21 protein-coding genes and 1 other annotated feature (1 of these 22 running past the window's edge) are annotated in these 22,684 nt (G+C 48.9%); of the genes, 19 read left to right on the forward strand and 2 right to left on the reverse strand.

Annotated elements, in window-relative coordinates:
- Nucleotides 1-69 (forward strand) — a binding site (T-box leader) (it extends 152 nt beyond the left edge of the window).
- Between the two features lie 67 nt (nucleotides 70-136).
- The 4 genes from QMA09_RS03095 (at nucleotide 137) to QMA09_RS03110 (ending at nucleotide 4,178) form a co-directional block, all read left to right on the forward strand.
- Complete coding sequence (locus QMA09_RS03095) at nucleotides 137-2,767, forward strand: valine--tRNA ligase (RefSeq protein ID WP_290211977.1); 2,631 nt, start codon at nucleotides 137-139, stop codon at nucleotides 2,765-2,767.
- A gap of 149 nt (nucleotides 2,768-2,916) precedes the next feature.
- Nucleotides 2,917-3,498 (forward strand): TetR/AcrR family transcriptional regulator, encoded by a 582-nt coding sequence (locus tag QMA09_RS03100; RefSeq protein WP_290211978.1) that lies wholly within the window; start codon nucleotides 2,917-2,919, stop codon nucleotides 3,496-3,498.
- 22 nt (nucleotides 3,499-3,520) lie between these two features.
- Nucleotides 3,521-3,862: a DMT family transporter gene (locus QMA09_RS03105; protein WP_290211979.1), complete on the forward strand. Its 342-nt coding sequence runs from the start codon at nucleotides 3,521-3,523 to the stop codon at nucleotides 3,860-3,862.
- A gap of 1 nt (nucleotide 3,863) precedes the next feature.
- Complete coding sequence (locus QMA09_RS03110; protein ID WP_290211980.1) at nucleotides 3,864-4,178, forward strand: DMT family transporter; 315 nt, start codon at nucleotides 3,864-3,866, stop codon at nucleotides 4,176-4,178.
- Between the two features lie 493 nt (nucleotides 4,179-4,671).
- Here the strand turns inward: QMA09_RS03110 and QMA09_RS03115 are convergent, their stop codons facing one another.
- Nucleotides 4,672-5,463 carry an ATP-grasp domain-containing protein gene (locus QMA09_RS03115; protein WP_290211981.1) on the reverse strand — a complete coding sequence of 264 codons (792 nt, stop codon included), beginning with the start codon at nucleotides 5,461-5,463 and terminating at the stop codon, nucleotides 4,672-4,674.
- Complete coding sequence (locus QMA09_RS03120; protein WP_290211982.1) at nucleotides 5,460-6,323, reverse strand: ATP-grasp domain-containing protein; 864 nt, start codon at nucleotides 6,321-6,323, stop codon at nucleotides 5,460-5,462. Before QMA09_RS03120 ends, QMA09_RS03115 begins: the two co-directional genes overlap by 4 nt.
- Nucleotides 6,324-6,395: 72 nt before the next feature.
- Here QMA09_RS03120 and QMA09_RS03125 point away from each other — a divergent pair, with 72 nt between their 5' ends.
- The 15 genes from QMA09_RS03125 to QMA09_RS03195 all read left to right on the forward strand — a co-directional run bounded on the left by QMA09_RS03125 (nucleotide 6,396) and on the right by QMA09_RS03195 (nucleotide 22,490).
- On the forward strand, nucleotides 6,396-7,583 hold the full coding sequence (locus tag QMA09_RS03125; RefSeq protein WP_290211983.1) for a bifunctional folylpolyglutamate synthase/dihydrofolate synthase: 1,188 nt from the start codon (nucleotides 6,396-6,398) through the stop codon (nucleotides 7,581-7,583).
- Nucleotides 7,584-7,796: 213 nt separating this feature from the next.
- Nucleotides 7,797-9,500 carry a sensor domain-containing diguanylate cyclase gene (locus QMA09_RS03130; RefSeq protein ID WP_290211984.1) on the forward strand — a complete coding sequence of 568 codons (1,704 nt, stop codon included), beginning with the start codon at nucleotides 7,797-7,799 and terminating at the stop codon, nucleotides 9,498-9,500.
- Nucleotides 9,501-9,722: 222 nt separating this feature from the next.
- A complete protein-coding gene (locus tag QMA09_RS03135) occupies nucleotides 9,723-10,295 on the forward strand; it encodes a type IV pilus modification PilV family protein (RefSeq protein ID WP_290211985.1) in 573 nt (190 codons plus the stop codon).
- A 19-nt stretch (nucleotides 10,296-10,314) separates the two neighbouring features.
- On the forward strand, nucleotides 10,315-10,791 hold the full coding sequence (locus QMA09_RS03140; RefSeq protein ID WP_290211986.1) for a prepilin-type N-terminal cleavage/methylation domain-containing protein: 477 nt from the start codon (nucleotides 10,315-10,317) through the stop codon (nucleotides 10,789-10,791).
- Nucleotides 10,792-10,810: 19 nt separating this feature from the next.
- Nucleotides 10,811-12,349 carry a hypothetical protein gene (locus QMA09_RS03145; RefSeq protein WP_290211987.1) on the forward strand — a complete coding sequence of 513 codons (1,539 nt, stop codon included), beginning with the start codon at nucleotides 10,811-10,813 and terminating at the stop codon, nucleotides 12,347-12,349.
- 46 nt (nucleotides 12,350-12,395) lie between these two features.
- Complete coding sequence (locus tag QMA09_RS03150) at nucleotides 12,396-12,890, forward strand: hypothetical protein (protein WP_290211988.1); 495 nt, start codon at nucleotides 12,396-12,398, stop codon at nucleotides 12,888-12,890.
- Nucleotides 12,880-14,397, forward strand: coding sequence for a VanW family protein (locus QMA09_RS03155; RefSeq protein WP_290211989.1), 1,518 nt, complete (start codon nucleotides 12,880-12,882; stop codon nucleotides 14,395-14,397). The genes QMA09_RS03150 and QMA09_RS03155 overlap by 11 nt, the downstream gene beginning before the upstream one ends.
- Nucleotides 14,398-14,420: 23 nt before the next feature.
- Complete coding sequence (locus QMA09_RS03160) at nucleotides 14,421-16,076, forward strand: GspE/PulE family protein (RefSeq protein ID WP_135500665.1); 1,656 nt, start codon at nucleotides 14,421-14,423, stop codon at nucleotides 16,074-16,076.
- A 4-nt stretch (nucleotides 16,077-16,080) separates the two neighbouring features.
- A complete protein-coding gene (locus tag QMA09_RS03165) occupies nucleotides 16,081-17,127 on the forward strand; it encodes a type IV pilus twitching motility protein PilT (protein ID WP_290211990.1) in 1,047 nt (348 codons plus the stop codon).
- Between the two features lies 1 nt (nucleotide 17,128).
- Nucleotides 17,129-18,340 (forward strand): type II secretion system F family protein, encoded by a 1,212-nt coding sequence (locus QMA09_RS03170; protein WP_135500667.1) that lies wholly within the window; start codon nucleotides 17,129-17,131, stop codon nucleotides 18,338-18,340.
- Nucleotides 18,341-18,473: 133 nt separating this feature from the next.
- A complete protein-coding gene (locus QMA09_RS03175; protein WP_290211991.1) occupies nucleotides 18,474-18,941 on the forward strand; it encodes a prepilin-type N-terminal cleavage/methylation domain-containing protein in 468 nt (155 codons plus the stop codon).
- Nucleotides 18,942-18,968: 27 nt separating this feature from the next.
- Entirely contained in the window at nucleotides 18,969-19,907 is a 939-nt protein-coding gene (gene pilM, locus QMA09_RS03180; protein ID WP_290211992.1) for a type IV pilus biogenesis protein PilM, read from the forward strand.
- Between the two features lie 2 nt (nucleotides 19,908-19,909).
- Nucleotides 19,910-20,719: a PilN domain-containing protein gene (locus tag QMA09_RS03185; protein ID WP_290211993.1), complete on the forward strand. Its 810-nt coding sequence runs from the start codon at nucleotides 19,910-19,912 to the stop codon at nucleotides 20,717-20,719.
- The gene (locus QMA09_RS03190; RefSeq protein WP_290211995.1) at nucleotides 20,716-21,675 is read left to right on the forward strand and encodes a LysM peptidoglycan-binding domain-containing protein; all 960 of its coding nucleotides are present in this window, start codon (nucleotides 20,716-20,718) and stop codon (nucleotides 21,673-21,675) included. The genes QMA09_RS03185 and QMA09_RS03190 overlap by 4 nt, the downstream gene beginning before the upstream one ends.
- A 59-nt stretch (nucleotides 21,676-21,734) precedes the next feature.
- On the forward strand, nucleotides 21,735-22,490 hold the full coding sequence (locus QMA09_RS03195) for a prepilin peptidase (protein ID WP_290211996.1): 756 nt from the start codon (nucleotides 21,735-21,737) through the stop codon (nucleotides 22,488-22,490).
- The last annotated feature ends 194 nt before the right edge of the window (nucleotides 22,491-22,684 follow it).

Here is a 22,684-nt window from a genome sequence, read left to right on the forward strand (position 1 = left end):
GGCTTGAGCGCCAAGGCTTTTTCAGCTTGGTATAAAGGTGGTACCGCGAACAACTCCTTCGTCCTTTTCAGACGAAGGGGTTTTTTTGTTTTCCGGCAGCACCGCTCAGGCGAATAAAACAAGAGGAGGAATACCAATGACTGAAATGCCAACCAAGTACGATCCGCAAGCCATTGAAAAAGGCCGCTACGAATGGTGGATCAACCAAAAATTCTTCGAAGCGAAACCCGAAAGCGGCAAAACGCCGTATACCATTGTGATTCCGCCGCCGAACGTTACCGGCAAATTGCACTTGGGCCATGCCTGGGACACGACATTGCAGGACATCCTAACACGCATGAAGCGCATGCAGGGCTTTGACGCCTTGTGGCTGCCGGGCATGGACCACGCCGGCATCGCAACGCAGGCGAAAGTGGAAGGCAAGCTGCGCGAAGAAGGCAAGTCGCGCTACGATCTTGGGCGTGAGAAATTCCTTGAGGAATCATGGAAATGGAAAGAAGAATACGCATCGCATATCCGCGAGCAATGGTCGAAGCTTGGATTAGGCCTCGATTATTCCCGCGAACGTTTTACATTGGATGCCGGCTTGTCGAAAGCGGTTCAGGAAGTTTTCGTTAAATTATACGAGAAAAAACTGATCTACCGCGGCAAATACATCATCAACTGGGATCCGGCAACGAAAACAGCGATTTCCGATATCGAAGTTATCTACAAAGATGTGCAGGGCGGATTCTACCATATGCGTTACCCGCTGGCAGACGGTTCAGGTTCGATTGAAGTGGCGACGACGCGTCCGGAAACGATGCTCGGCGATACAGCTGTAGCCGTTCACCCGAAAGACGAGCGCTATCAGCACTTGATCGGCAAGAAAGTCATCCTGCCGATTGTCGGCCGTGAAATCGACATCGTTGCAGACGATTATGTCGACATGGAATTCGGCAGCGGCGCCGTGAAAATCACGCCGGCGCATGACCCGAACGATTTCGAGATCGGCAACCGCCACAACCTCGAGCGCGTGCTAGTTATGCACGAAGACGGCTCGATGAACGAAAATGCCGGCAAATACGAAGGCATGGACCGCTTCGAATGCCGCAAAGCGATCGTCAAAGATTTGCAGGATTTGGGTGTTTTATTCAAAATTGAAGAGCATATGCATTCAGTTGGCCATTCGGAACGCAGCGGCGCGGTAGTCGAGCCGTATCTGTCGACGCAATGGTTCGTTGATATGAAGCCATTGGCGCAGAAATCCGTTGACCTGCAAAAAGGCGAAGACGGCGTCAATTTCGTACCGGAACGTTTTGAGAAAACGTATTTGCACTGGATGGAAAACATCCGCGATTGGTGCATCTCGCGCCAGCTTTGGTGGGGACATCAGATTCCGGCTTGGTACCATAACGAAACCGGCGAAATTTACGTTGGCAGTGAAGCGCCGGCCGATGCTGAAAACTGGACGCAGGACGAAGACGTGCTCGATACGTGGTTCTCGTCTGCGCTATGGCCGTTCTCTACGCTCGGCTGGCCGGAAGACAGCGACGAATTGAAACGCTATTACCCGACCGATGTGCTCGTAACCGGCTATGACATCATCAACTTCTGGGTATCACGCATGATTTTCCAAGCGCTTGAATTCACGGAAGAAAAGCCGTTCGACGACGTATTGATCCACGGCCTCGTGCGCGACGCGGAAGGCCGCAAGATGTCGAAATCGCTCGGCAACGGCGTTGACCCGATGGACGTCATCGCGGAATACGGCGCGGATTCGCTGCGCTACTTCCTCGCGACGGCATCCAGCCCGGGGCAGGATCTGCGCTTCTCAATGGAAAAAGTCGAAAGCATCTGGAACTTTGCCAATAAAATCTGGAACGCTTCCCGCTTTGCCTTGATGAATATGGAAGGCATGACCTACGATCAAATCGATCTTACAGGAAAACGTTCGGTCGCTGATTCATGGATTCTGACGCGTTTGAATGAAACCATCGAACAAGTGACGAACTTAGCGGAACGCTACGAGTTCGGCGAAGTGGGCCGTGCGCTCTATAACTTCATCTGGGATGATTTCTGCGACTGGTACATCGAGATGGCTAAGTTGCCATTATACGGCGCAGACGAAGACGCTAAGAAAATGACGCGTTCGGTTCTCGCTTACGTACTCGACAACACAATGCGCCTCTTGCATCCGTTCATGCCGTTCATCACGGAAGAAATCTGGCAGAACCTGCCGCATCAGGGAGAGTCGATCACAATCGCCGCTTGGCCGACTGTCGATGATTCATTGACCAACCAAAGCGAGTCCGCCAACATGAAATTATTGATGGACATCATCACAGCTGTGCGCACGATCCGTGCAGAAGTGCAGTCGCCGATGAGCAAGAAAGTCGCATTGACGATTTCTGCAAAAGACGCGAACACGCATGCCGTGCTTGAAGCGAACGCTGCCTACATCGAACGTTTCTGCAACCCGGAAACCTTGACGATCGGCGAAAACATCCATGCACCAGAAAAATCGATGTCCGCTGTCGTATCCGGCGCCGAATTGTTCATGCCGCTGGAAGGCCTCATCGACATCGATGCAGAACTCGCGCGCCTGAACAAAGAACTCGAGAAATGGGCAAAAGAAGTTAAGCTAGTCCAAGGCAAACTATCAAACGAGCGCTTTGTATCGAAAGCGCCTGAAGCTGTAGTAGCCGAAGAACGCGCAAAACAAGCCGATTACCTCGACAAACACGCAACTGTTGAAAAACGCATTGAAGAATTGAAGAACCTATAAAAGAGCAGCCGCTTTCCTTCGGGAGAGCGGTTTTTTTGTATAAGGGAATTGTTTGAGTGCCTGGCACATGCCCAACAGAACCCTCTCGGATTGACAACAATAAGGAGCCGTGTTACATTTGCCTTACGAACGGTCGGAAGGGTGAAAGTATGACTCAGCAACAATTAAAAGAAGCTGCATTAAACCGCTTTGCGGAACATGGCTATGATGGAACTTCGATGGCGCATATTGCCGATGACGTGGGAATTAAAAAACAGTCCATCTATACCTATTTTAAAGGGAAAGATGAGCTTTTTCTTCAAGTGTGCAACGAGGTAATGGAAAATGAAGTAAAAACAGTCGTCAATTTTATTGAACAAAACAAAGCGCGTCCAATCGAAGACTTTTTATATGATTTCCTGGTGCACCATAAAGAGCGCTACGAACAGAACGCCGACACCAAGTTTTGGCTGCGTATTTCGTTTTTCCCGCCAGCGCATCTTTACGATGACGTGATGAAAAACGTATATTCCTATCTGGACAAGATGGAAGAGCTGCTGGAACCGATTTTGGACAAGGCGGCAACTGAAAAACAGCTTAGCGGAACAATTGATGTTCAACGGGCAACCGCTGCTTTTTTGGGTATATTGGATGGGATATTCGTGGAAATGCTTTACGGAGGCCCGGAGCGTTTGAATAAAAGACTGGATGCTTCCTGGCATTACTATTGGCGCGGAGTTTCAAAAGATTGATGAAAGTTGTGGAGGAAAAGATATGAATAAGCATTGGATGCTCGTCATAATGGCAGGAGTTATTGAAATATTATGGGCAGTCGGATTGAAGTATGCCTCCAGCTGGATGGCATGGATGGCCGTCGCCGCCTTGATTTATATTTCATTCGTCGTGCTGTTGAAAGCGTTGGAAAAAGTGCCGGTTGCTACAGCGTACGCGGTGTTTACAGGCATTGGGACAGCAGGGACGGTCATCGTGGAAATGCTTGTTTTCGGAGAACCGTTCAGTTGGACGAAAGTATTCTTTATTAGCATGCTGCTGGCAGGGGTGATCGGCTTGAAGCTGGTGACCGCAGACCCAGATAAGAAAGAAAGGGTAGTGTAACATGGCTTGGGTATACTTGATATTAGCTGGCTGTTTTGAAGTGTTGGGCGTAATAGGCATGAACCGGGTTGTCAAATACAAGTCGCTCTCGTCCTATATCGTTTTGGTCGGAGGATTCGCGGTCAGTTTCAGCTTGCTGGGCTTAGCGATGAGAACTTTGCCGATGGGCTTATCCTATGCCGTCTGGACCGGCATCGGCACCGTCGGGGGAACGCTTGTCGGCATGCTGATTTACGGCGAATCAAAAGACTGGAAGCGGATCGTCTTTATCGCAATGATTGTGGCCGCCGTCGTCGGGTTGAAATTGACAGCGTGATGGCTTTGAATAAATAAAACCGCTCTCCATTGGGAGAGCGGTTTTAGGTAGTAGACAAATAAATAATAATGTTATTTAAAGAATAAAAAGTCATTGCATCTTAGGTATACCGGATTCTGCGCTCCATGCGGACGCTTTCCGCGGACGAAGCGCTGAGCCTCCTCGTCGCAAGCTCCTGCGGGGTCTCATCACTCCGTTCTTCCGCAGGAGTCGCCGCATTGCGCTCCGAATCCTTGAGAGATTGCTACGGAAAAGTGTAGTAGTTTGTGACACTCCTTGATTTTAGCCACCTGCTGACAACCGGTCTGGCCAGGAAGACTCCTGTGGGACAGCGAAGGCTGAAGCTGAGCCCACGGAAAGCGAAGTGGCCAGAACGGTTGGGGTATACACAGTTATTCATTTTGATTAGATTTTGTCTACAGTCTAAAACCGCTCTCCTTTGGAAGAGCGGTTTTTGTATGGAAAAGGTTTATAAAAAAACGGAAGATGAAATTCACTTCCTTTTCACGCGAAAGGGCCGTTCCTTCTCCAGCTCTTTCAAATACATCACCAATAGCTCAGCGATGTTTTCATCGTGTGTTGCATAAAAAGAACGTGCACCAACAGGATCTTCAATCTCATTGAATACATGGCGTCCATCCGGCAGCAACAGAAAATCGATGCCGACGTAATCACTGTTCAACGCACGCGCGATCCGCAATACATCTTGCTCCTGCGCAGTGGACAATTCATATTTCGCCGCATCGCCGCCGAGTGTGTAATTGGCTTTAAACGATTCGGCAGAACTGCGTTTCACCGCACCGACGATTTGGTTCCCGATGATATAAGCACGCACGTCAGCAGTGTGCTCGACAACTGGCTGGAAGACGAGAGGAGGCGCGATTGCCGGTATCTCCGCGGGTGAGTGGATCATATCAACGCCATGCCCGCCATGTCCACCAGCAGGCTTCATCACGCAGGGAAACGACTGCGGCTCGCGGTATGTCGGAATAACCGGTACGCCGAGCAGCGTCATCAGTCCAAAACTTTGCCATTTGTCATTGGCGATGCGGTTCACTTCTGCACGGTTCACCAAGCGGACGCCGTGATCCTCGAGGAAGCGCATCGCACCGGGCTGCCGTGTCCGGTTCAACACCATCAAGCCAGACAGTTTAGCGGCAAGTGCGGACAAACCGCCGATCGACCAGTCTTCCCAAAGCATCAATTCGAAATCGCCGAAGCCCTCCAATTCTCGAATAAACCCTGCATTGCGTTCGGCATCAGCCGGTTCATACAGCAAAATCATTTCAAGTCCTCCAGTATGTATGCAATCATGGCGTCTGCGACATTGATTCCGGTGACTTCCAAAATGTTGCGGATGTGCGCCGCTGCATTGACTTCGCAGACAAGCGGCTGGCCGTTCTCGCCGAATAATAAATCCACGCCCGCAAATTCCGCACCGACCGCTTCTGCGGCCTGCAACGCGACGGTCTCTTGACCCTCACTCAAATCGATCAGAGAAGCCTGTCCGCCGTTCGTGATGTTCGCGCGGAAATCCGTTTCGGAATGGCGCTGCATTGCGGCGACAATCTTGCCGCCGACGATATTGACGCGGATGTCGCGTCCGCGGCTCGATGCGATAAATTCCTGGAACACAAAATCGACGCCTCGCAGCGATTCGACTTTCTCATAGAACTCGGTTTCTTTTTCGATCAAATACACTTTCATGCCGAATGAGCCATGGCCTTCTTTAATGACCATCGGCAAGCCGAGCTCGGCGATGACACGTTCGAAATAACCGGACTCCAGGATGGAGAAGTTCGGATAAACTTTCGGGGCGACAATCGTTTTCGGCATCGGCAAGCCAACTTCGGCCAAGCGGATATATTGCGTCGCTTTATTGTCGCACAAGCCGATGACTGCTGGATCGTTATAGACCGGCACGCCGCGGCTCTGCAGAAAATGGCCGAGCAGAATGTCCTTATCGAGCAGCACAGCGAAATCGGGCAGCACGGCCTTAGCCGATAAATCCATCAGCACTTCGTAATTTTTCTTAGGGCTAGCCTCAACGCCGGCGCGCTGTGCCGCGTCCGCGACGAGCCGTGCCTGGTCCGCGAATTTATCCGAAACCAAACTGCCATTATAAATAACCCAACAAGTAGTCATTTCCACTCCACCTTCGTGATATAATAAGTCTCAAAAAAGTGTATCATGTTTCACGCAGAAAGAAGGCTAAAAATGATAAATGGACTCGATAGCTATAAAAAGAAATGGGTGCTCCCATCCGACCCGGCAATCAAACCGGGCTTGGAGGCAATCACTGCGGCACTTACCGAACTGGGCGATCCGCATAAAACGGGGAAGTTCGTCCACATCGCCGGCACGAACGGCAAAGGGTCCACCGCTGTCTTTTTAACTTTTATTCTGCGTGAGCACGGCCATTCGGTCGGCAATTTTTTCTCGCCGGCGATTGAAGACTTGCACGATCAGATCCAGATTGATGGAGTCCCGGTGTCGCCGGAAGATCTGGATCGAGTGATGGAGCGGCTTGCCGGCATCAAAACGCCGTTGACGGATTTTGAATTGCTGACGGCTGCGGCTTTTCTGGTGTTCCAAGACAAAGCGCCCGATTACACCATTATCGAAGCCGGCATGGGGGGGCGCTTTGACAGCACGAACGTCATCGATCCTGAAATTGCCATCATTCCGTCCATCGCGTTGGAACACGTAAATTTCTTGGGCGATTCCTTGGAAAAAATTGCTTTACATAAATCTGGTATTATAAAAAAATGGAAGCCTGTCGTTGTCGGACCCCTGCCAACAGAAGCTAATCAAGTCGTTGAAGAAACCGCTAAAGCTCTGCATGCAGAAGTGATCCGACCTACGGGACCGATAGAAGAAGAGCTTAAGCTGAAAGGCAGCCATCAAAAATGGAACGCTGCGCTCGCCGACGAAGCAGCGAAAGAATTGCTGGGCTTGGCATATGATGCGGCGAAAGCCCGCAAAGCGCTGGCAGGGGCCAGCATCCCGTTCCGGTTTGAAGAAATTTTTTCAGACGTCATCCTGGACGGCGCCCATAACGAAGCCAGCATCCAAGCGCTCGCTGACACGGTGAAGACCTGTTATCCCGACCGGCCGATCCATATCGTGATGGGGCTTTTGAAAGACAAGGATTACATCGCTATTCTGCGCCAACTCGAAACTTTTGGGACCCGCTTCACGTTTGTGGACTTTGAAAATGATCGTGCTCTGCCTGCTGAAATTTTATTTTCAGAAAATAGGTGTAAAATAAAGACAATTGTGAAAAGTTGTGATATATTACCTGTACATAAACATAAAGAGGTGACAATAGTCACTGGTTCTCTCTATTTATTGTCAAAACTAAAACGAGATGATTATCGGATTTTCCAGAATTTACGCAGGTAAACGTTGAGGAGATTTGTAAATCGTTTCCAATAGTTTTTCATTAACCCTGTTTGCCCGGCGGCGAAAAAACCGTCCTGCCCAGGGGGAAGAAGACTTCTGTATCTGCAGCCAACATGAACTTCAGCAGGAAAGGTACCTGATCGCATTGGGCAACGATAAGTCCAAGCGAAATCATAAGCCGCATAACAATTGAATAAAGAGGGAGAAGATGGCATGGCTGTAACGAAAAAGCGAAGCATAATACTTTGGCTGCTTTGGATTGCAATTGTTCCACTGGGATTGTATCTAGTTTACCAACATTATCCGCCGCCGGAAATTGACTTGTGGAATATCACCGCTTTTACAGTATTGGCTATTTTGACTGCATTGATGCCGCTCAACATCAACGGTACACCGATGTATTTGGTTCAATGTGTGACCATAGCCGTATTTTTGAAATATGGTTTATTTGCAGAAATCATCCTGTCTCAGCTGACTGTATTGATTTTATTGTTCCGAAGCAGAAGCGATGAGCCGCGCCATATCCGGCTGCCGTTCAATTCGCTGATGTTTTTCGTCGTATCGGCGATTGCCGGCATTGCCTATATGGAATTTGGCGGTGAAATCGGTTCGACGGTTATCACCCATATTTTGATTTTCGGCTTGATCTACGAAATAATTTCCATCCTGTCCAATCATTTATTCCTCTATATGGATGATATGTTCATGGGAGTCAATAAATCATTCTTTTCTCTGGATACCGTTTGGGACTTTGCAATTACGTTGTTGGTGTTTCCATATGCTATCACGCTGTATATTACAGAAGCCTATATCGGAGCGACAGCGTTGTTCTTGCTTGGCATCCCGTTTCTCATGATTGCGGGTCTGCTGCGCATGTACAGCAGTTCGGAAAAAGTTAACATCGACTTGAAAAAAGCCGGCGAGATCGGCCATCAGCTCGCGGCCCGGCTGTCGACCGATGAAGTGCTCGACCAATTTGTCATCCAAGTGACGAAGATGTTCCGCCTCGATTACACATACGTCATCGATTACCGGGACGGCGAATTGCAGATGCTGCGGATGTTCGAAAATGATGAATTCATCAAGAACCAAGTGCCTCCGGTCCGCTACAATAAAGGGATAGCCGGCAACGTCATTGTCTCCGGCACGCCTGTCATCTACGACAAGAAAAGCGAATGGGACGACATCGTTACAGGCTATGTTCCAGTCGATGCAGAAAGCATCATGTGTACGCCCATCGCACGGAATAATAAAATAGAAGGAGTGCTGCTCGTCGCTAGCCGTAAAAAGTTCGCATTTGCAGCGCACCAATTGAAAATCCTGGACATTCTCAGTACCTATTTCGCCGTTTCTTTGGAAAAGGCAGGATATGTCCAGCGTGCGATTGCCACAAGTGAGCGCTGTGGATTGACGCAGCTTTATAATTATCGTTATTTGGATGAAAAGCTCGAAAAAAGCATGCAGAAAGTCAAGTCGGGTGAAATTGCCAGCTTGTCTCTGATCATGATGGACATTGACCATTTCAAATCAATCAACGATACTTACGGCCATCAAAGTGGAAACGATATCCTTGTCGAACTGGCGAACATGATCCGGGAAGAAGTCGGATCGGAAGGGACCGTGGCGCGTTACGGGGGAGAAGAATTCGTCGTCATGTTCGAAAACTATGGCAAAGAGTTCAGCATGCTGTTTGCTGAGAACTTGCGCAAGCGGATCGAGCAGCATGAATTTCTGATCCAAAGCGACCTGGATTCTGAACGTTCAGTGGAAAAAGTGCACATCACATTAAGCATCGGCGTATCAACGGCGCCGGATGACAGCGACGAACCGAATGCATTGATCCGCAATGCTGACCGGGCATTGTATATCGGAGCGAAACAAGCCGGCCGAAATAAAGTCGCGGCGTATGCAAAATAAAAGACTGTAAAATGAGGAATCACTCATTTTACAGTCTTTTTTCCTATTTTAATGGGTATAGACCTGAAAAATAATAGTAAATAACGTAGATTATACTGTAAAAACATAGTGCAGAAGCTTGAATTAAATGTAATAATAAGCATATGAATATTTGGAGAAATTACATTATTTTATAGAAAAAAATGGAAACAAGTCATTACTTAGTGAGCTGGGGGTTATGATATGAAGGCTTTTAAGGACGAAAATGGTTTGACACTAGTAGAAGTTCTTGCCGCGCTTGTCATTTTAAGCGTCGTTTTCATTGGTATCATGACTATTTTCCCGCAAATGACTCTTTTTAATGAAAAAACCGAAACCAAATTGGATACGATGAATCTGGCGAGGCAGGAAATGGCAGATCTTGTTGCTGCTGATAAATGGAAGAAGGTATTGGTATCCAGTGCCGTGACGCCCGATACAGGAATGCCGGGTTACTTGTCTGAAGCAAAAATGGCTGCTGAAATGGCAGCGGAAGGCTACACCTTAAGCTCACATGAATCTGGTTTCGACCGGTATCAAAAAAAATCCGATTATTTATATGAAGCTGACGTTTACTTGAATTGCGAAACCTATTTAAACCCGGCGGTTATCGGAGAAGCACCGGCTGCAGGGACTTGTGCAAAGCTGGAACCGACTAAATTGCACAAAGTCCATTTGAAAATTTACGATATTAATGCCACAAGCCCGGAAACATATCGATTGAGCAGTGAGACGTTTTCTTTTATTTCCTATAAAGCTACAGAAGGAACGCCTTAAGAAAGTGTGGGTGGTTAATATGAAGCTCAACCAGAAAGGGATGTCTCTTGTGGAGTTGCTGGCGGCTCTAGCGCTTGTTTCCCTCATTGCCGGCATTGCCTGGACCGCCTTGTCGATAGGATTTAAACATACGGCAGTAGAAACTGGAAAGACGCTTATGCAGCAAGACGCCAATATCATTATTGCCACTTTGACGAATGAACACCGGAGAAACAGCAATTATTCATTGGTCTTTGAAGGAAATAAGCTGAAGATTGAAACTTGCTCTGCCTCTGGCAGCTGCTCAAGCCAAGTGCTGGACCAGAAATATGATTTTAGCGGCACCGTGATCAATGGCATCGTGATCGACTCCCATGATTCTACGCCGGTTGATCAAGTGTTAGGCATTGAACCGAAGAAAAAGAATACCGATGTCATCTTGAAACTCACAGATCTGAACAATTCTAACAATTCGGTAACGATAAAAACAGCGTTGACTAGGATTCTTACAAATTAGAATTGAAGGGAGCAAAACAATGAAGCATTTAAAAAGCCAGCAAGGCTACGCGTTATTGATTGTTTTGTTAATCATTGTGCTTTTCCTCAGCATCTCTGCGACTTTCATGGCCGGTTCATTGAATAATGCCAAGCAGGAACAGACGGTTGATATCACGAACCAATCTGTTGCTTCAGCTGAGATGGGTGTTAATTATTTCACATCGGATTTCCAAAGAGAGCTGGAACTTATAAAAATGCAGATCTCCCAAGAAACACAAATAGCTGTCAATGACTTGATTGCCTGCATCCAACCGCCGAGAGGTGCGCTATGTTCGGATGATGCGGAAATTGCAGCCACAGAAGCCCAAATCGACTCGGATATGAGAAGCATGTATATCGATAAAGTCTTCGCAAAAATTGCAGCATTAAACGATTTGACAGGAGATGAAATTGTTCCCTTTTCTTCCGGACAGATAAATTACACCATCTTATCCGCTTCAGGCAACAAACTGAATGACGCTGGAGGCGCTGCAAACGATAACGATGATGTGAAAAGCATCACAGTCAATTTGGGGATGTCGGGCACTTCCAAAAACGTCACGAAAGAATTGAAAGCTTTCTTTACAATTGAAGTTCCTGAAACGTTTTTGGATGAAAACGAATCGTTAACCGTCCATACGAAAGTACCAGTGACAAAAGATGATATCACGTACACAGACATTTTTGATGCTGTTAAACCAACCATCTCGTGTGAAGCAATGCTTGACCAAGTTGAAAGCGGGACAACCGTGCTTTATCCGCTGTACGAATGCAAATTTGCTGCTGGGCAAACGCTGGCGGAATTTCTGGCAGATATCAAGGAAGCAGGCTTGAACCCTGAAGATTTTAAAGTCTATATCAGCGATTTTTTAACGGAAGTGTGTTCGGCCAACTGCAACTCCCTCGATATGGAAGGAATCAGCATCGTGGTTGAAGAGGATGATATAGATGCATTCAACAATATGAATAATATGATCAACGCCAATTTGCTGGTCAACGGCGAACTGGCAACCGGCAATAACTTAACGAACTTAGGGAAAAACGGCAGCAAACAGACCGTCATTGTGAAAGAGCTCGACGTAGACAGCAATATCCAGAATATGTATTATACCAATTTTCTTGTCCTTGGAAGAGATGTCACGGCTGATCAAATAGACAAAGCCGTATCGAAATTGCAATGGGGCCAGAATTTTGAAATCGATAATCATTCGCGGCTGTGCATAGATTTAGACCGTATACTTCCTGCGGACCTCACCAGGCTGAAAGAAGAAGTGGGATTCACGAATAGCGGTTCGCTCATCTATTACACCCGAAGCGCCAGCAATAAATTCATCTTGAAAAAGAAAAGCGGAAATTCTTATGTCGATGATCCTGAGAGAACAGCGCTCTACGTTCGCCAAATGGCCGAGCCTACCGCGTCCTATACCACTTTCCTTGCGGCATGCGGCGTGACGATTAGTGAAACGATTGATGAAGAAACAGAAGTTTCCGTGCCAAGTGTCCTCGAACCAGGATTCGAGTTCGACGTGGAATATTAATGAAACGGCAAGCCAATAAGCACGTTATTTTACAGGGGGTTACATTTTGGTTCAATTTTTGTTTTTTATTATCTTTGCAGCGATTGCAGCAGCGGTCCTCATCTTAAAGTTCAAATCAGTGCCGGCAGTTAAGAAAGGAGCGATTGGCGGCGGCGGTCTCGCTGCTGCCGCAATTGCCTTAATCGTCCAATCGGTTCTTTCATGGTATATGGCATTATTGGTTTTGGTTGCGGTGTCTCTTGGAGCAGCCATGCTCTACATGAAAATGCTTGAAAAGGAAAAACTTGAAAATCAGCGCCTTGCCGAAGAGCGCAAAGAGCGCAGGCAGTCACTTATCTCACCAGATGCAACAACTCAGCCGGTGTTAAATAAGCTTCAAAGCACACCGAAAGCTGAAAAAATCAGTGTGCAGCAAGAACCCGCAGCAGAAAAAGTGAAAGAAACAATAGAAGAAACCCAGCCGGAAAGAGAAACCGTGCCGCCGAGTTTTGGCATGCAGTCGATCCAGCCGATGGGAAAGGAGCATTCACGTGAACAATAAAGTATTCGGATTAACGTTTGCCGCAGTTCTGTCATCAGGCCTATTGGTTTTCGGTGCATCAAATGCGGGAGCATATGCGGTAGACACGTGGCTGTTTCCAGCAGAAGAGTTCGGCGACAACACCTATATCGGCACGACCGATGTTTCCAATATGGAAGTCGAACAGGCGAAGGGGTTGTTTGCGGGCCAATCAGACATTTGGCGTGCGGCGTCCAGCCTGCAAGTTTCCTACCAGGATGCTGTGGCGGACTACCCGATTGAGACCATTGAAATTTTAGTTGATGAAACATTGATGAATGCGGAGAACGGCGTGCAAAATGGCTTCCGTTTCCAGCTTTCTCCTGATACGACCGCAGCGTTCTTGGTGGAGCACTTCCCGGTAGCGTCATTTTCAGAGGCGGATGTCAACACGGTCAACGCAAAATTGGCTGCTGCGCTTTCAGCAGGACAATCACAGACGCTCGTAACAATCAGTGATGAAACCTTGGCGGTCGAACGTGAAGTGATTGCATCCGCTTCATTTACACATACTATCAAAAGCGCTGAAGGATCAGCTGTAGCATTAGCGTTGGACGGCTTTGTAATCGAGCCAGGTATGAAGTTTTCATTCCTTGATTTCATCACGGCATTGCCGCTTGTGGAAATAACAGATGGTGAACTTTCGCAAATTGCGTCTGCTATCTATTCAGCTGTGCTGCAAAGCAACCTCACAGTTGATGAGCGCAGCATCGGATCGGCTGCCCCGGTTTCCGTACCACTCGGGAAAGAGGCGGCGATCAACCGCCAATTGGGCATCGATTTGGTGTTCACCAATCCGAATGAAAGCTCCGTAACACTGAATGTGTCACTCGACAGTTCAGCCGTCAAAGCGGAGTTAAGCGGATTGCCGCTTGTCTATGATTACGAAATCCAGACTGGCGCAGAAGAAAAAGTAGAGCCGCGCTTGATCAAACAATACAGTTCGTTCGTTGCTTCCGGCAGTGTGGTGAAAGAAGAAGGGCGCAACGGCATGCGCGTCAATGTGCTGCGCACCATCTTAATGGACGGCAAAGAGCTTGAAGTCGAACCGGTATCGACCGACTTTTACCCGCCGGTCCATAAAATCGAAGTTTTTGCGCTGAAGGCAGCGGAAGTTCCTGTTGCAGCAGTGCCGAAACCTGGAGAACCCGGCTTTGTTGACGCAAACGGCGACGGTGTGCATGATGCACCGGCCACAGCTGTTGTACCGCAGCCAGGAGGGCCCGGCTTTGTTGACGCCAATGGAGACGGCGTACACGATGTACCGGCAGCCGTTATTACACCGCAGCCAGGCGCCTCCGATTTCGTTGATACCAATGGTGATGGCATTCATGACGCACCCGTTGTCGTAACGCCAGCGCCGATTGCCGGCGATCCGGGCTTCGTGGATGAGGACAGCGACGGGCTGCACGATTGGCAGCCGCCGGTAGCTCCGACGCCATCAACCGAAGAAGAACGCGACAAAGGCGGAAATTTAGTACAGCCGTAATGTGGGGTTGAGGAGGAAATAGTTTGGCTAGAACTCGTAAACGATTAGGAGATATATTGATCGAATTGGGTCTGCTGACAGAAGCGGACCTGCAAGGCGCCTTAGAAGGCAAGCAAAACGACCAGAAATTGGGCGATGCGCTCGTGCAGCGCGGCCATATCACCGAACAGCAATTGATCGAAACGCTGGAAGTGCAGCTGGGCATCCCGCATGTGTCGCTGTTCCGGTATCCATTCGAGCCGAAATTATTCAATGTCGTGCCGAAAGATTTCGCGAAGCGCAAAATGCTCGTGCCCCTGAAAACCGAAGGCGATAAATTATATGTGGCCATGACCGATCCGACGGACTTTTTCGCTATCGACGATCTGCGCCTGACGACCGGCTTCCAAATCGAGCCGGCGATTGCATCGAAAGATGACGTCATGCGCACGATTGCCAAATACTACGAAGAAGAGTCGTACGACGATATCCTCGAGGACATGCCGCAGTCTGCGGAACAGCAGGAAGACTTGAACGATATCGACGCGCCGATTGTGCGGCTCGTCAACCAGATCTTGTCGAATGCCGTTTCGATGAAAGCGAGCGATGTCCATTTGGATCCGCAAGAAAGCAAGATCCTTGTGCGCTATCGCATCGATGGCACGCTGCGCACCGAGCGCATCTTGCCGAAGACGATGCAGCAGATGGTCACCGCCCGCTTGAAAATCCTTGCAAACCTCGACATCACCGAAAACCGCGTGCCGCAGGATGGGCGCATCAAAACCCATGTCGACTTCCGTGCCATCGATTTGCGTGTGTCATCGCTGCCGACCGTGTTCGGGGAAAAAATCGTAATGCGGATCCTGGATTTGAGCAATAACTTGACCGACATCTCGAAGCTCGGCTTCACCGACTTGAACATGAAGCGTTTTATGGCAGAAATCGACAAGCCGAACGGCATCGTGCTGATATCCGGCCCGACCGGCTCCGGCAAATCGTCTACGCTTTACGCAGCGCTCAATAAACTCAATAGCGAAGAAGTCAACATCATTACTGTAGAAGATCCCGTCGAGTATCAGCTCGAAGGCATCAACCAGATCCAGGTAAATGCAAATGTCGGTTTGACATTCGCGGCCGGTTTGCGGTCGATTCTGCGGCAGGATCCCGATATCGTCATGGTAGGGGAGATCCGCGACAAAGAAACCGCAGAAATCTCCATCCGGGCATCGCTCACCGGACATTTGGTGCTCAGCACCATCCATACGAATGACTCGATTGCATCGATTACACGTCTCATGGACATGGGCGTCGAGCCGTTCCTTGTGACGGCATCGCTTAACGGCGTCGTTGCCCAGCGGCTTGTCCGCAAAGTATGCCGCGACTGCCGCGAAATCCAGCCTGCGACTCCGCGGGAGCAGGACATCGCCGCAAAACGCGGCATCACGTTAGATGTCGTTTCGCGCGGCAAAGGCTGTTCGCAATGCAATATGACCGGTTACCGCGGGCGTATGGCCATCCACGAAGTGCTCATCGTCGATGAACCGATGAAAATGGTCATCAACCGCGGAGGAACAGCTGCGGAAATCCGTGAAATCGCTGTCCGCAACAACACCATTTTTCTCATTGACGACGGCCTATTAAAAGTGAAGGAGGGCATGACGACGACCGAGGAAGTATTACGCGTCGCCATGATAGATTAACGCCATGAATACAACTCTAAACTATATAGATACCGTTTTAACAGCAGCCATCGATATGAAAGTTTCCGATGTCCATATGACGGCCGGCATCCCGCCGGTATTCCGCATGCACGGTACTTTGAAGCAATACGGCGATGAAAAAATGATGCCGGAAATAACGAAAGAAATCGCCAAAGTGCTGATGCCGGAAGCGCTCTGGGACACATTTTTGGAAAAAGGGGAGATGGATTATTCATACTCCATTCCAGGTGTCGCCCGTTTCCGTGTGAACTCATTCCGCCAGCGCGGTTCCGTGTCGCACGCGTTCCGCTCCATCCCGACCGTAATTCCGAGCATCGACGATTTGAACATGCCGGACACATTGAAGAAATTGGCTGACACGCACCAAGGATTGATCTTGGTTACAGGGCCTACGGGTTCCGGGAAATCCACGACGCTTGCAGCAATCATCCGCCACATGAACGAAACGATGACAAAGCACATCATCACGCTTGAAGATCCGATCGAGTATATGCACCGCCATGGCACTTCGGTCATCGACCAGCGCGAAGTCGGCTTTGATACGAAATCGTTCGCTAACGGCTTGCGGGCTGCATTGCGCCAAGATCCGGACGTCATCCTGGTCGGAGAGATGCGGGATCTGGAAACGATCACTACCGCCATCACCGCAGCGGAAACAGGCCATTTGGTCATGGGCACGCTCCATACTTCAAGTGCCGCTTCCACTGTAGAACGGATCATCGACGTTTTCCCGCCCGAACAGCACGCACAAATCCGCACGCAGCTCGGCGGCATCCTGAAAGCGGTTATTTCACAGCGCTTGCTGCCGACTGTGGACGGCAAAGGGCGTGTTGCGGCGACAGAGATTTTGATCAACAACACCGCCGTGGCCAACTTGATCCGCACGGAAAAAGTGCACCAGATCCCGAACGTTATCTTGACGAACCGCGCCGCCGGCATGCACATGATGTCTACCTCGGTGCAGGAATTGCTGAAACGGGGCAAGATTTCGCGGCAAGTGGCGCAGCCTTACCTGGAAGGGGAGGAATAGCATGGCGCGTTTTAAATACGAAGGGCGCGATAAGAAAAAAATCCGGTCCGGCATCATCACCGCCGAAAACCGCAAAGCTGCCGTCCAAAAGCTGCGTGATGATGGCGTCCGCGTCATCGATATCCGCGAAATGCCGACCACAGCACTGCAAAAAGACATCTCATTCGGCGCACCTGTCAAAAAAGACCAGTTCATCATGTTCCTGCGCCAGTTCTCGACGCTAATGCGCTCCGGCGTGACAATCGTTGATTCCGTGAAAATCCTGTCGCAGCAAGTGGAATCGAAGGCGCTGCAGAAAACCTTAGGAGAAATCGACGAAGATTTGCGCAAAGGCAATTCGCTTTCCAATTCGTTCGCGAAATTCCCTAAAATCTTCGAACCGCTGACGGTCAACTTGATTCGCGCAGGCGAACTGTCTGGGAACATCGATGAATCGCTCGATAGGCTGGCCACACATTACGACAAAGCCTATCAGACAAAACAGAAAGTGAAATCGGCGATGTCTTATCCGGTTGTTGTCGGTGTCATCGCAATGGGCGTCGTCATTTTCCTGTTGTCGTCGATCGTGCCGATGTTCGCGGAAATGTTCGCAGGCTTTGGCGGTGAATTGCCGATCGTCACGCAGTTTGTGCTAGGGGCAAGTGAATTTGTCAAAGTGTATTGGTATATCGTACTCGGAGCGATTCTGCTTTTCGTTGCGACGATTTGGGGCATGAAACGGACTGAAAAGGGCAAATTGATGCTCGATACATTCTTGCTGCGCATGCCGATATTCGGCAATATCTTCAAGAAATCCGCATTGGCGCGCCTGACAAGAACTTTGAGTTCCTTGTTTTCGAGTTCCGTGCCGATCTTGCAGGCCATGACGATGACTGAAAAAGTCGTCGGCAACGCTGTGATGTCGAAAGTCATCATCGCGTCGCGCGACTCTCTCGAACGCGGCGGTTCGCTGACCGAACCGATGCGCAACCACTGGGCGTTTCCGCCGCTAATCCCGCACATGATTTCAATCGGCGAACAAACCGGCTCACTCGACCACATGCTTGCAAAAGTAGCGGAATTCTATGAACAGGAAGTCGATGCCGAGACCGATAAATTGAAAGCATTGATTGAACCGTTAATGATTGTTGTGCTTGCTACAATAGTCGGGACTATAATACTAGCGATTATGATGCCGATGTTCGAGATGTTCCAAAATGTAGATAAATTGTAGGTATAATTAACATTAATTATGAAAAAATTTCTAAATAATTGCTATAATTGCTATTGTTTAATTTGGTACTATTGATATAATAAACATGTACTCATCATAGTACGATTAAGACAAAATAAGAGGGGGAAATGAAATGAAGAAATTTATCCAACAGAAATTGAAAGACCAGAAAGGTATGACGTTGATCGAGCTTTTAGCCGTAATCGTCATCATCGCGATCATCGCGGCAATCGCTATTCCAGCGATTGGGAATATTATTGAGAACAGCCGAGTTGGAGCAGCGAAGTCGGATGCTTTAAGTGCTTTTGCGGCAGCTGAATTATACTTAGCAGAAAATGCTGCTGATACTGCAATTACAACTGCTGAATTAACTGGAGGCGGATATTTGGATGATCTTGGATCGTTCCCAACTGCTACTGGTCCTGCATTCGCTGTGAATACTGCAGGTGATTTATTATTAACTGGAACTGCAGTTAATGGAGGAGTTACTGTTGCATTTTCAAGTGCTACAAAAGGAAATGTACAGGATTTAAACAATAGTGCTGATAGTGCTGCTGGTGCGAGTGTTGCACCAAGCGCTAATATTACAGTTACTAGATAATAAGAATAATTATTAGGAGCTGAGAAAATGGCCTTATCGTTTTTATCGAGAAAAGCGCGAGTCGCGACAATAACTATAGAAGAAGACGCGATCCGCCATGTTGACCTGAAATCGATTGCCCCCCTTCAATTGAGCTGTGCGGAAGAGATGGCTCTGCCGCCGGGGATCATTGAAGACGGCAAAGTGGCTGACATGGAAGCGCTGGAATCGGTGCTCGATAAGGCTGTCAATCAGTGGGGTCTCTCTAAGAAGTCAGTCCGCTTCCTCGCCCCTGACGAATTCGTTACAATCCGCAAAGTGCCTTATCCCGAAGGCGTCGAAGCCGATGAGCTGAAAGGTCATTTCTTCATCGAAATCGGTTCTACTCTTTACTTGCCATTCGAAGATCCCGTCTTCGATGTGGTGCCGTACCATTCTGACAGCGACAATCCCGAAGTAATCATTATCGCCTCGAAAGAATCAGTCATCGACGATTATGAGTCGGCGCTCGATTCTGCGAAAATGAAGGCGGTTGTGGCTGATATCACACCGCTCGCTCTCTACCGGCTCGCGTACCTGCAGCATGACTTCACAGCAGATGAGCACATCATGCTCATCGATCTGCAATCGAAAAAAATGACAGTCTCGATTTTCCACGAGCATTTCCCGCTTTTCATGCGGCCAGTGGAATTCGACGTATCCGGTACAATCATGGAAGACCCGGCGTCAGTAATGGAAATTGTCGAAGAAGAGGCAGAAAAACTTGCCAACTTCTACCGCTATAATATGAATGAAGGCGAATATGGCATCACGAAAGTGGTATGCAACGGCGAATTCGATAATTGGCCGGCATTTAAAGCGCGCCTGGAAGAACGGTTCTTGCTGCCGGTTGCCCCGGTTGTATTGGATGACATTCCTTCCGATAGCGCGAAAGATGTACCGAGCCGTTTCAACCGCGCCATTGGCCTTGCGCTGAAAGAGGTGTGACGATGTTAGTAGATATTAATTTATTGCCGCAGAAAGAACGGGACCGTCCCGCTTCGATTGTTGCGGCGATTGCCATTTTATTGGTGGCAGTGATCATTTGGGCTGTTTTTGCTTTTCTCTCGGGCGGCCATAAAGAACAACAGGCAATAGCTGCGGCGCAAACCGTGCAAGTGCAAGCAGAACAAGCGATGCTTCGTGAACAACTGGAAGCGGTGCAAGGCATGAACGAAGAACAGCAATTGAAAGCGACTGTCGATTGGGCGGAAAGCTATCAATTCGATACATTGCCGCTACTAGCGGAATTGGTGTCGAAATTGCCGGCACGCGGATTTTTCGACAGCTTTTCTTATACAGGTATGGACGTCGCGACATTGGGCGTTCAATTTGATACAGCCCGTGAAGCTGCATACTACTTGGCGCAGTTGAAAACGTCGAGCCTGCTTGAATCGGCAACATTGGATTCTGTGGTGCAAGAAGAGCTTGAAGAAGAAACGGCGGAAGACGGCACGGTTATCATCGATGAAGATGCACCGATTATCAACCCGCGTTACCTCGCGACTTATACCGTGATCTTCGTCGATGGCCGCGTCCCTGCGTTGACGCCTGAAGGCGAAATCATTGTAGAAGAACCAGTTGCGGAAGAGGTTCCGGCCGAAACGCCACCGGTGGAAGAGGCACCGGCAGCTGAAGTTGACGTTAATGTGGACGTTGATCAACCTGCGCCAGCGCCGACAACAGAATCAGAAACACCTGTGGCGCCTGCAACTGAAGCGCCAGTGCCAACAGATGGAACGGCAGGTGAAGGCCAATGAGCAGCATGACGAAACGTCAAAAAGAAACAGCGTTGATCGTCCTTGCAGCAGTATTCTTAATGGCGCTTGCCGCGTATTCCTATTTCATGGTGTACGCACCAGCGCGCGATGGAGCGTTGCAAGCCGAGCAATCGTTGAGCTCTGAACGCGACGTCTTAATGGCGCTTCAGACGCAGATCAAAGAATTGCCGGAAGGTGAAAAAATCAGCACGAGTGAATTGCAGCAAAAAGTTTCGATTGAACCGTTATCGGAATTGATTGTCCTGCAAATTGAACAAGCAGAATTGCTGTCGAAATCGCTTGTGACGAATATTGCGATTACAGAAGAGCCGGTCGTTTTGCCGGTACCGGTCGAAGGCTTGGAGAATTTGCAGGAAGTGCAAACGACCGTGTCGATTGAAGTTGCAGATTATAAGAACATCACTTCGTTTATCAAGGAAATCGAAGCGATGGATCGCATCTTGATTGTCGATTCGATTGATTTCGGCGCATTGGAAGAAGTCACGACGGCAGACCAGGAGCGCGAGCTGATTGAAGTCACTTTAGGATTTTCCGCGTATTTCCGCCCGGATTTGATTGCATTGCTTGATACATTGCCGAAAGTCGATGCGCCGCCGCCGGCAGGAAAAGTTAACCCGCTCGCTCAAAATGACGGCACAGACCTTTCTGCTCCAGACGAGGCAGTTCCGGCAGAAGAAGCTGCGGTGGATGTCGATGTTGACGTTGATGTCGACATCGAAGAAGATTCTGCTGCAGTACCAGCCGAACCAAACCCGAACGTTGCCGGCGCGCAGACAGCCGGCTATCATAAAGTGCAAAAAGGCGATACCTTGTTCTCGATCGCTGTTCAATATTTCAACAGCCGCGATGGCGAAGCGCTGATTCAGCAAGCGAACGGCAAGACTGATAAAACGGTCATGGTTGGTGAGACGCTGATCATTCCGGAACGCCGTTAAAGGGAAATCACATTGATTTCCCTTTTTCTTTTAAAAAATATCCGTAAAAGAGGTCTATTATGGCAATTACATACACTGTGTTCTTTACGATCTTCGGGCTCATCTTTGGCTCATTCTACAATGTCGTCGGCTTGCGCGTACCCAAAAAAGAATCGATTGCGTTTCCCCCCTCGCATTGCACGAAATGCGACCGGCAATTAACGGCGCTTGATTTGGTGCCCGTCTTTTCTTATTTATTCCTGCGCGGCCGCTGCCGTTCATGCGGCGAGAAGATCCATTGGGTCTATCCGCTGATGGAGTTCATCACAGGCGCACTATTCGCCGTGTCGTTTTGGAAGATCGGCTTCGAACCGGAATTGATCATCGCGATTTTGTTCATGTCGCTGCTTGTCATCATCACGGTGTCGGACATCGCTTATATGCTCATTCCGGATAAAGTATTGTTGCCGATTGGCGCGTTGCTGCTTGTCTTAAGATTGTTCATCCCGCTCGATCCGTGGTGGGATTCACTGCTCGGCGCGGCACTGGGATTCGGCATTCTTCTATTGATTGCCATGGCGTCGAAAGGCGGAATGGGCGGCGGCGACATCAAGCTGTTCTTCGTCATCGGGCTCGTCCTAGGCGTGTCCGGCACGCTGATGACCTTGTTCTTCTCATCGCTGATCGGCTCGATTGCCGGCATCATCATGCTGCGCATCAAGAACCAAGGCCGCAAGACGCCGGTTCCATTCGGCCCGTCAATTGCGCTCGGCGCCGTCATCGTCTATTTCTGGGGCGACGCGTTATTGAATTGGTATATGAATTTCTGGGGATGAAGCCTTGTGCTTCATCTTTTTTTATTGCCATAAATTCATTCGTAAAATAATTATTCGGTCAGCGCCGGACGTCGCTTTGGGGCAGATGAGCCTATCAAATTTCATTTTTCAACCCGGTAATTCGCAGCAAAAATCATTTTTCCTTTTTAGCAACAATTTTCAACGGCGCCGAAATTCGGTATGATGCTAAAAAA

It is taken from the genome of Planococcus sp. APC 3906 (assembly GCF_030407685.1).
Taxonomy (GTDB): domain Bacteria; phylum Bacillota; class Bacilli; order Bacillales_A; family Planococcaceae; genus Planococcus; species Planococcus koreensis.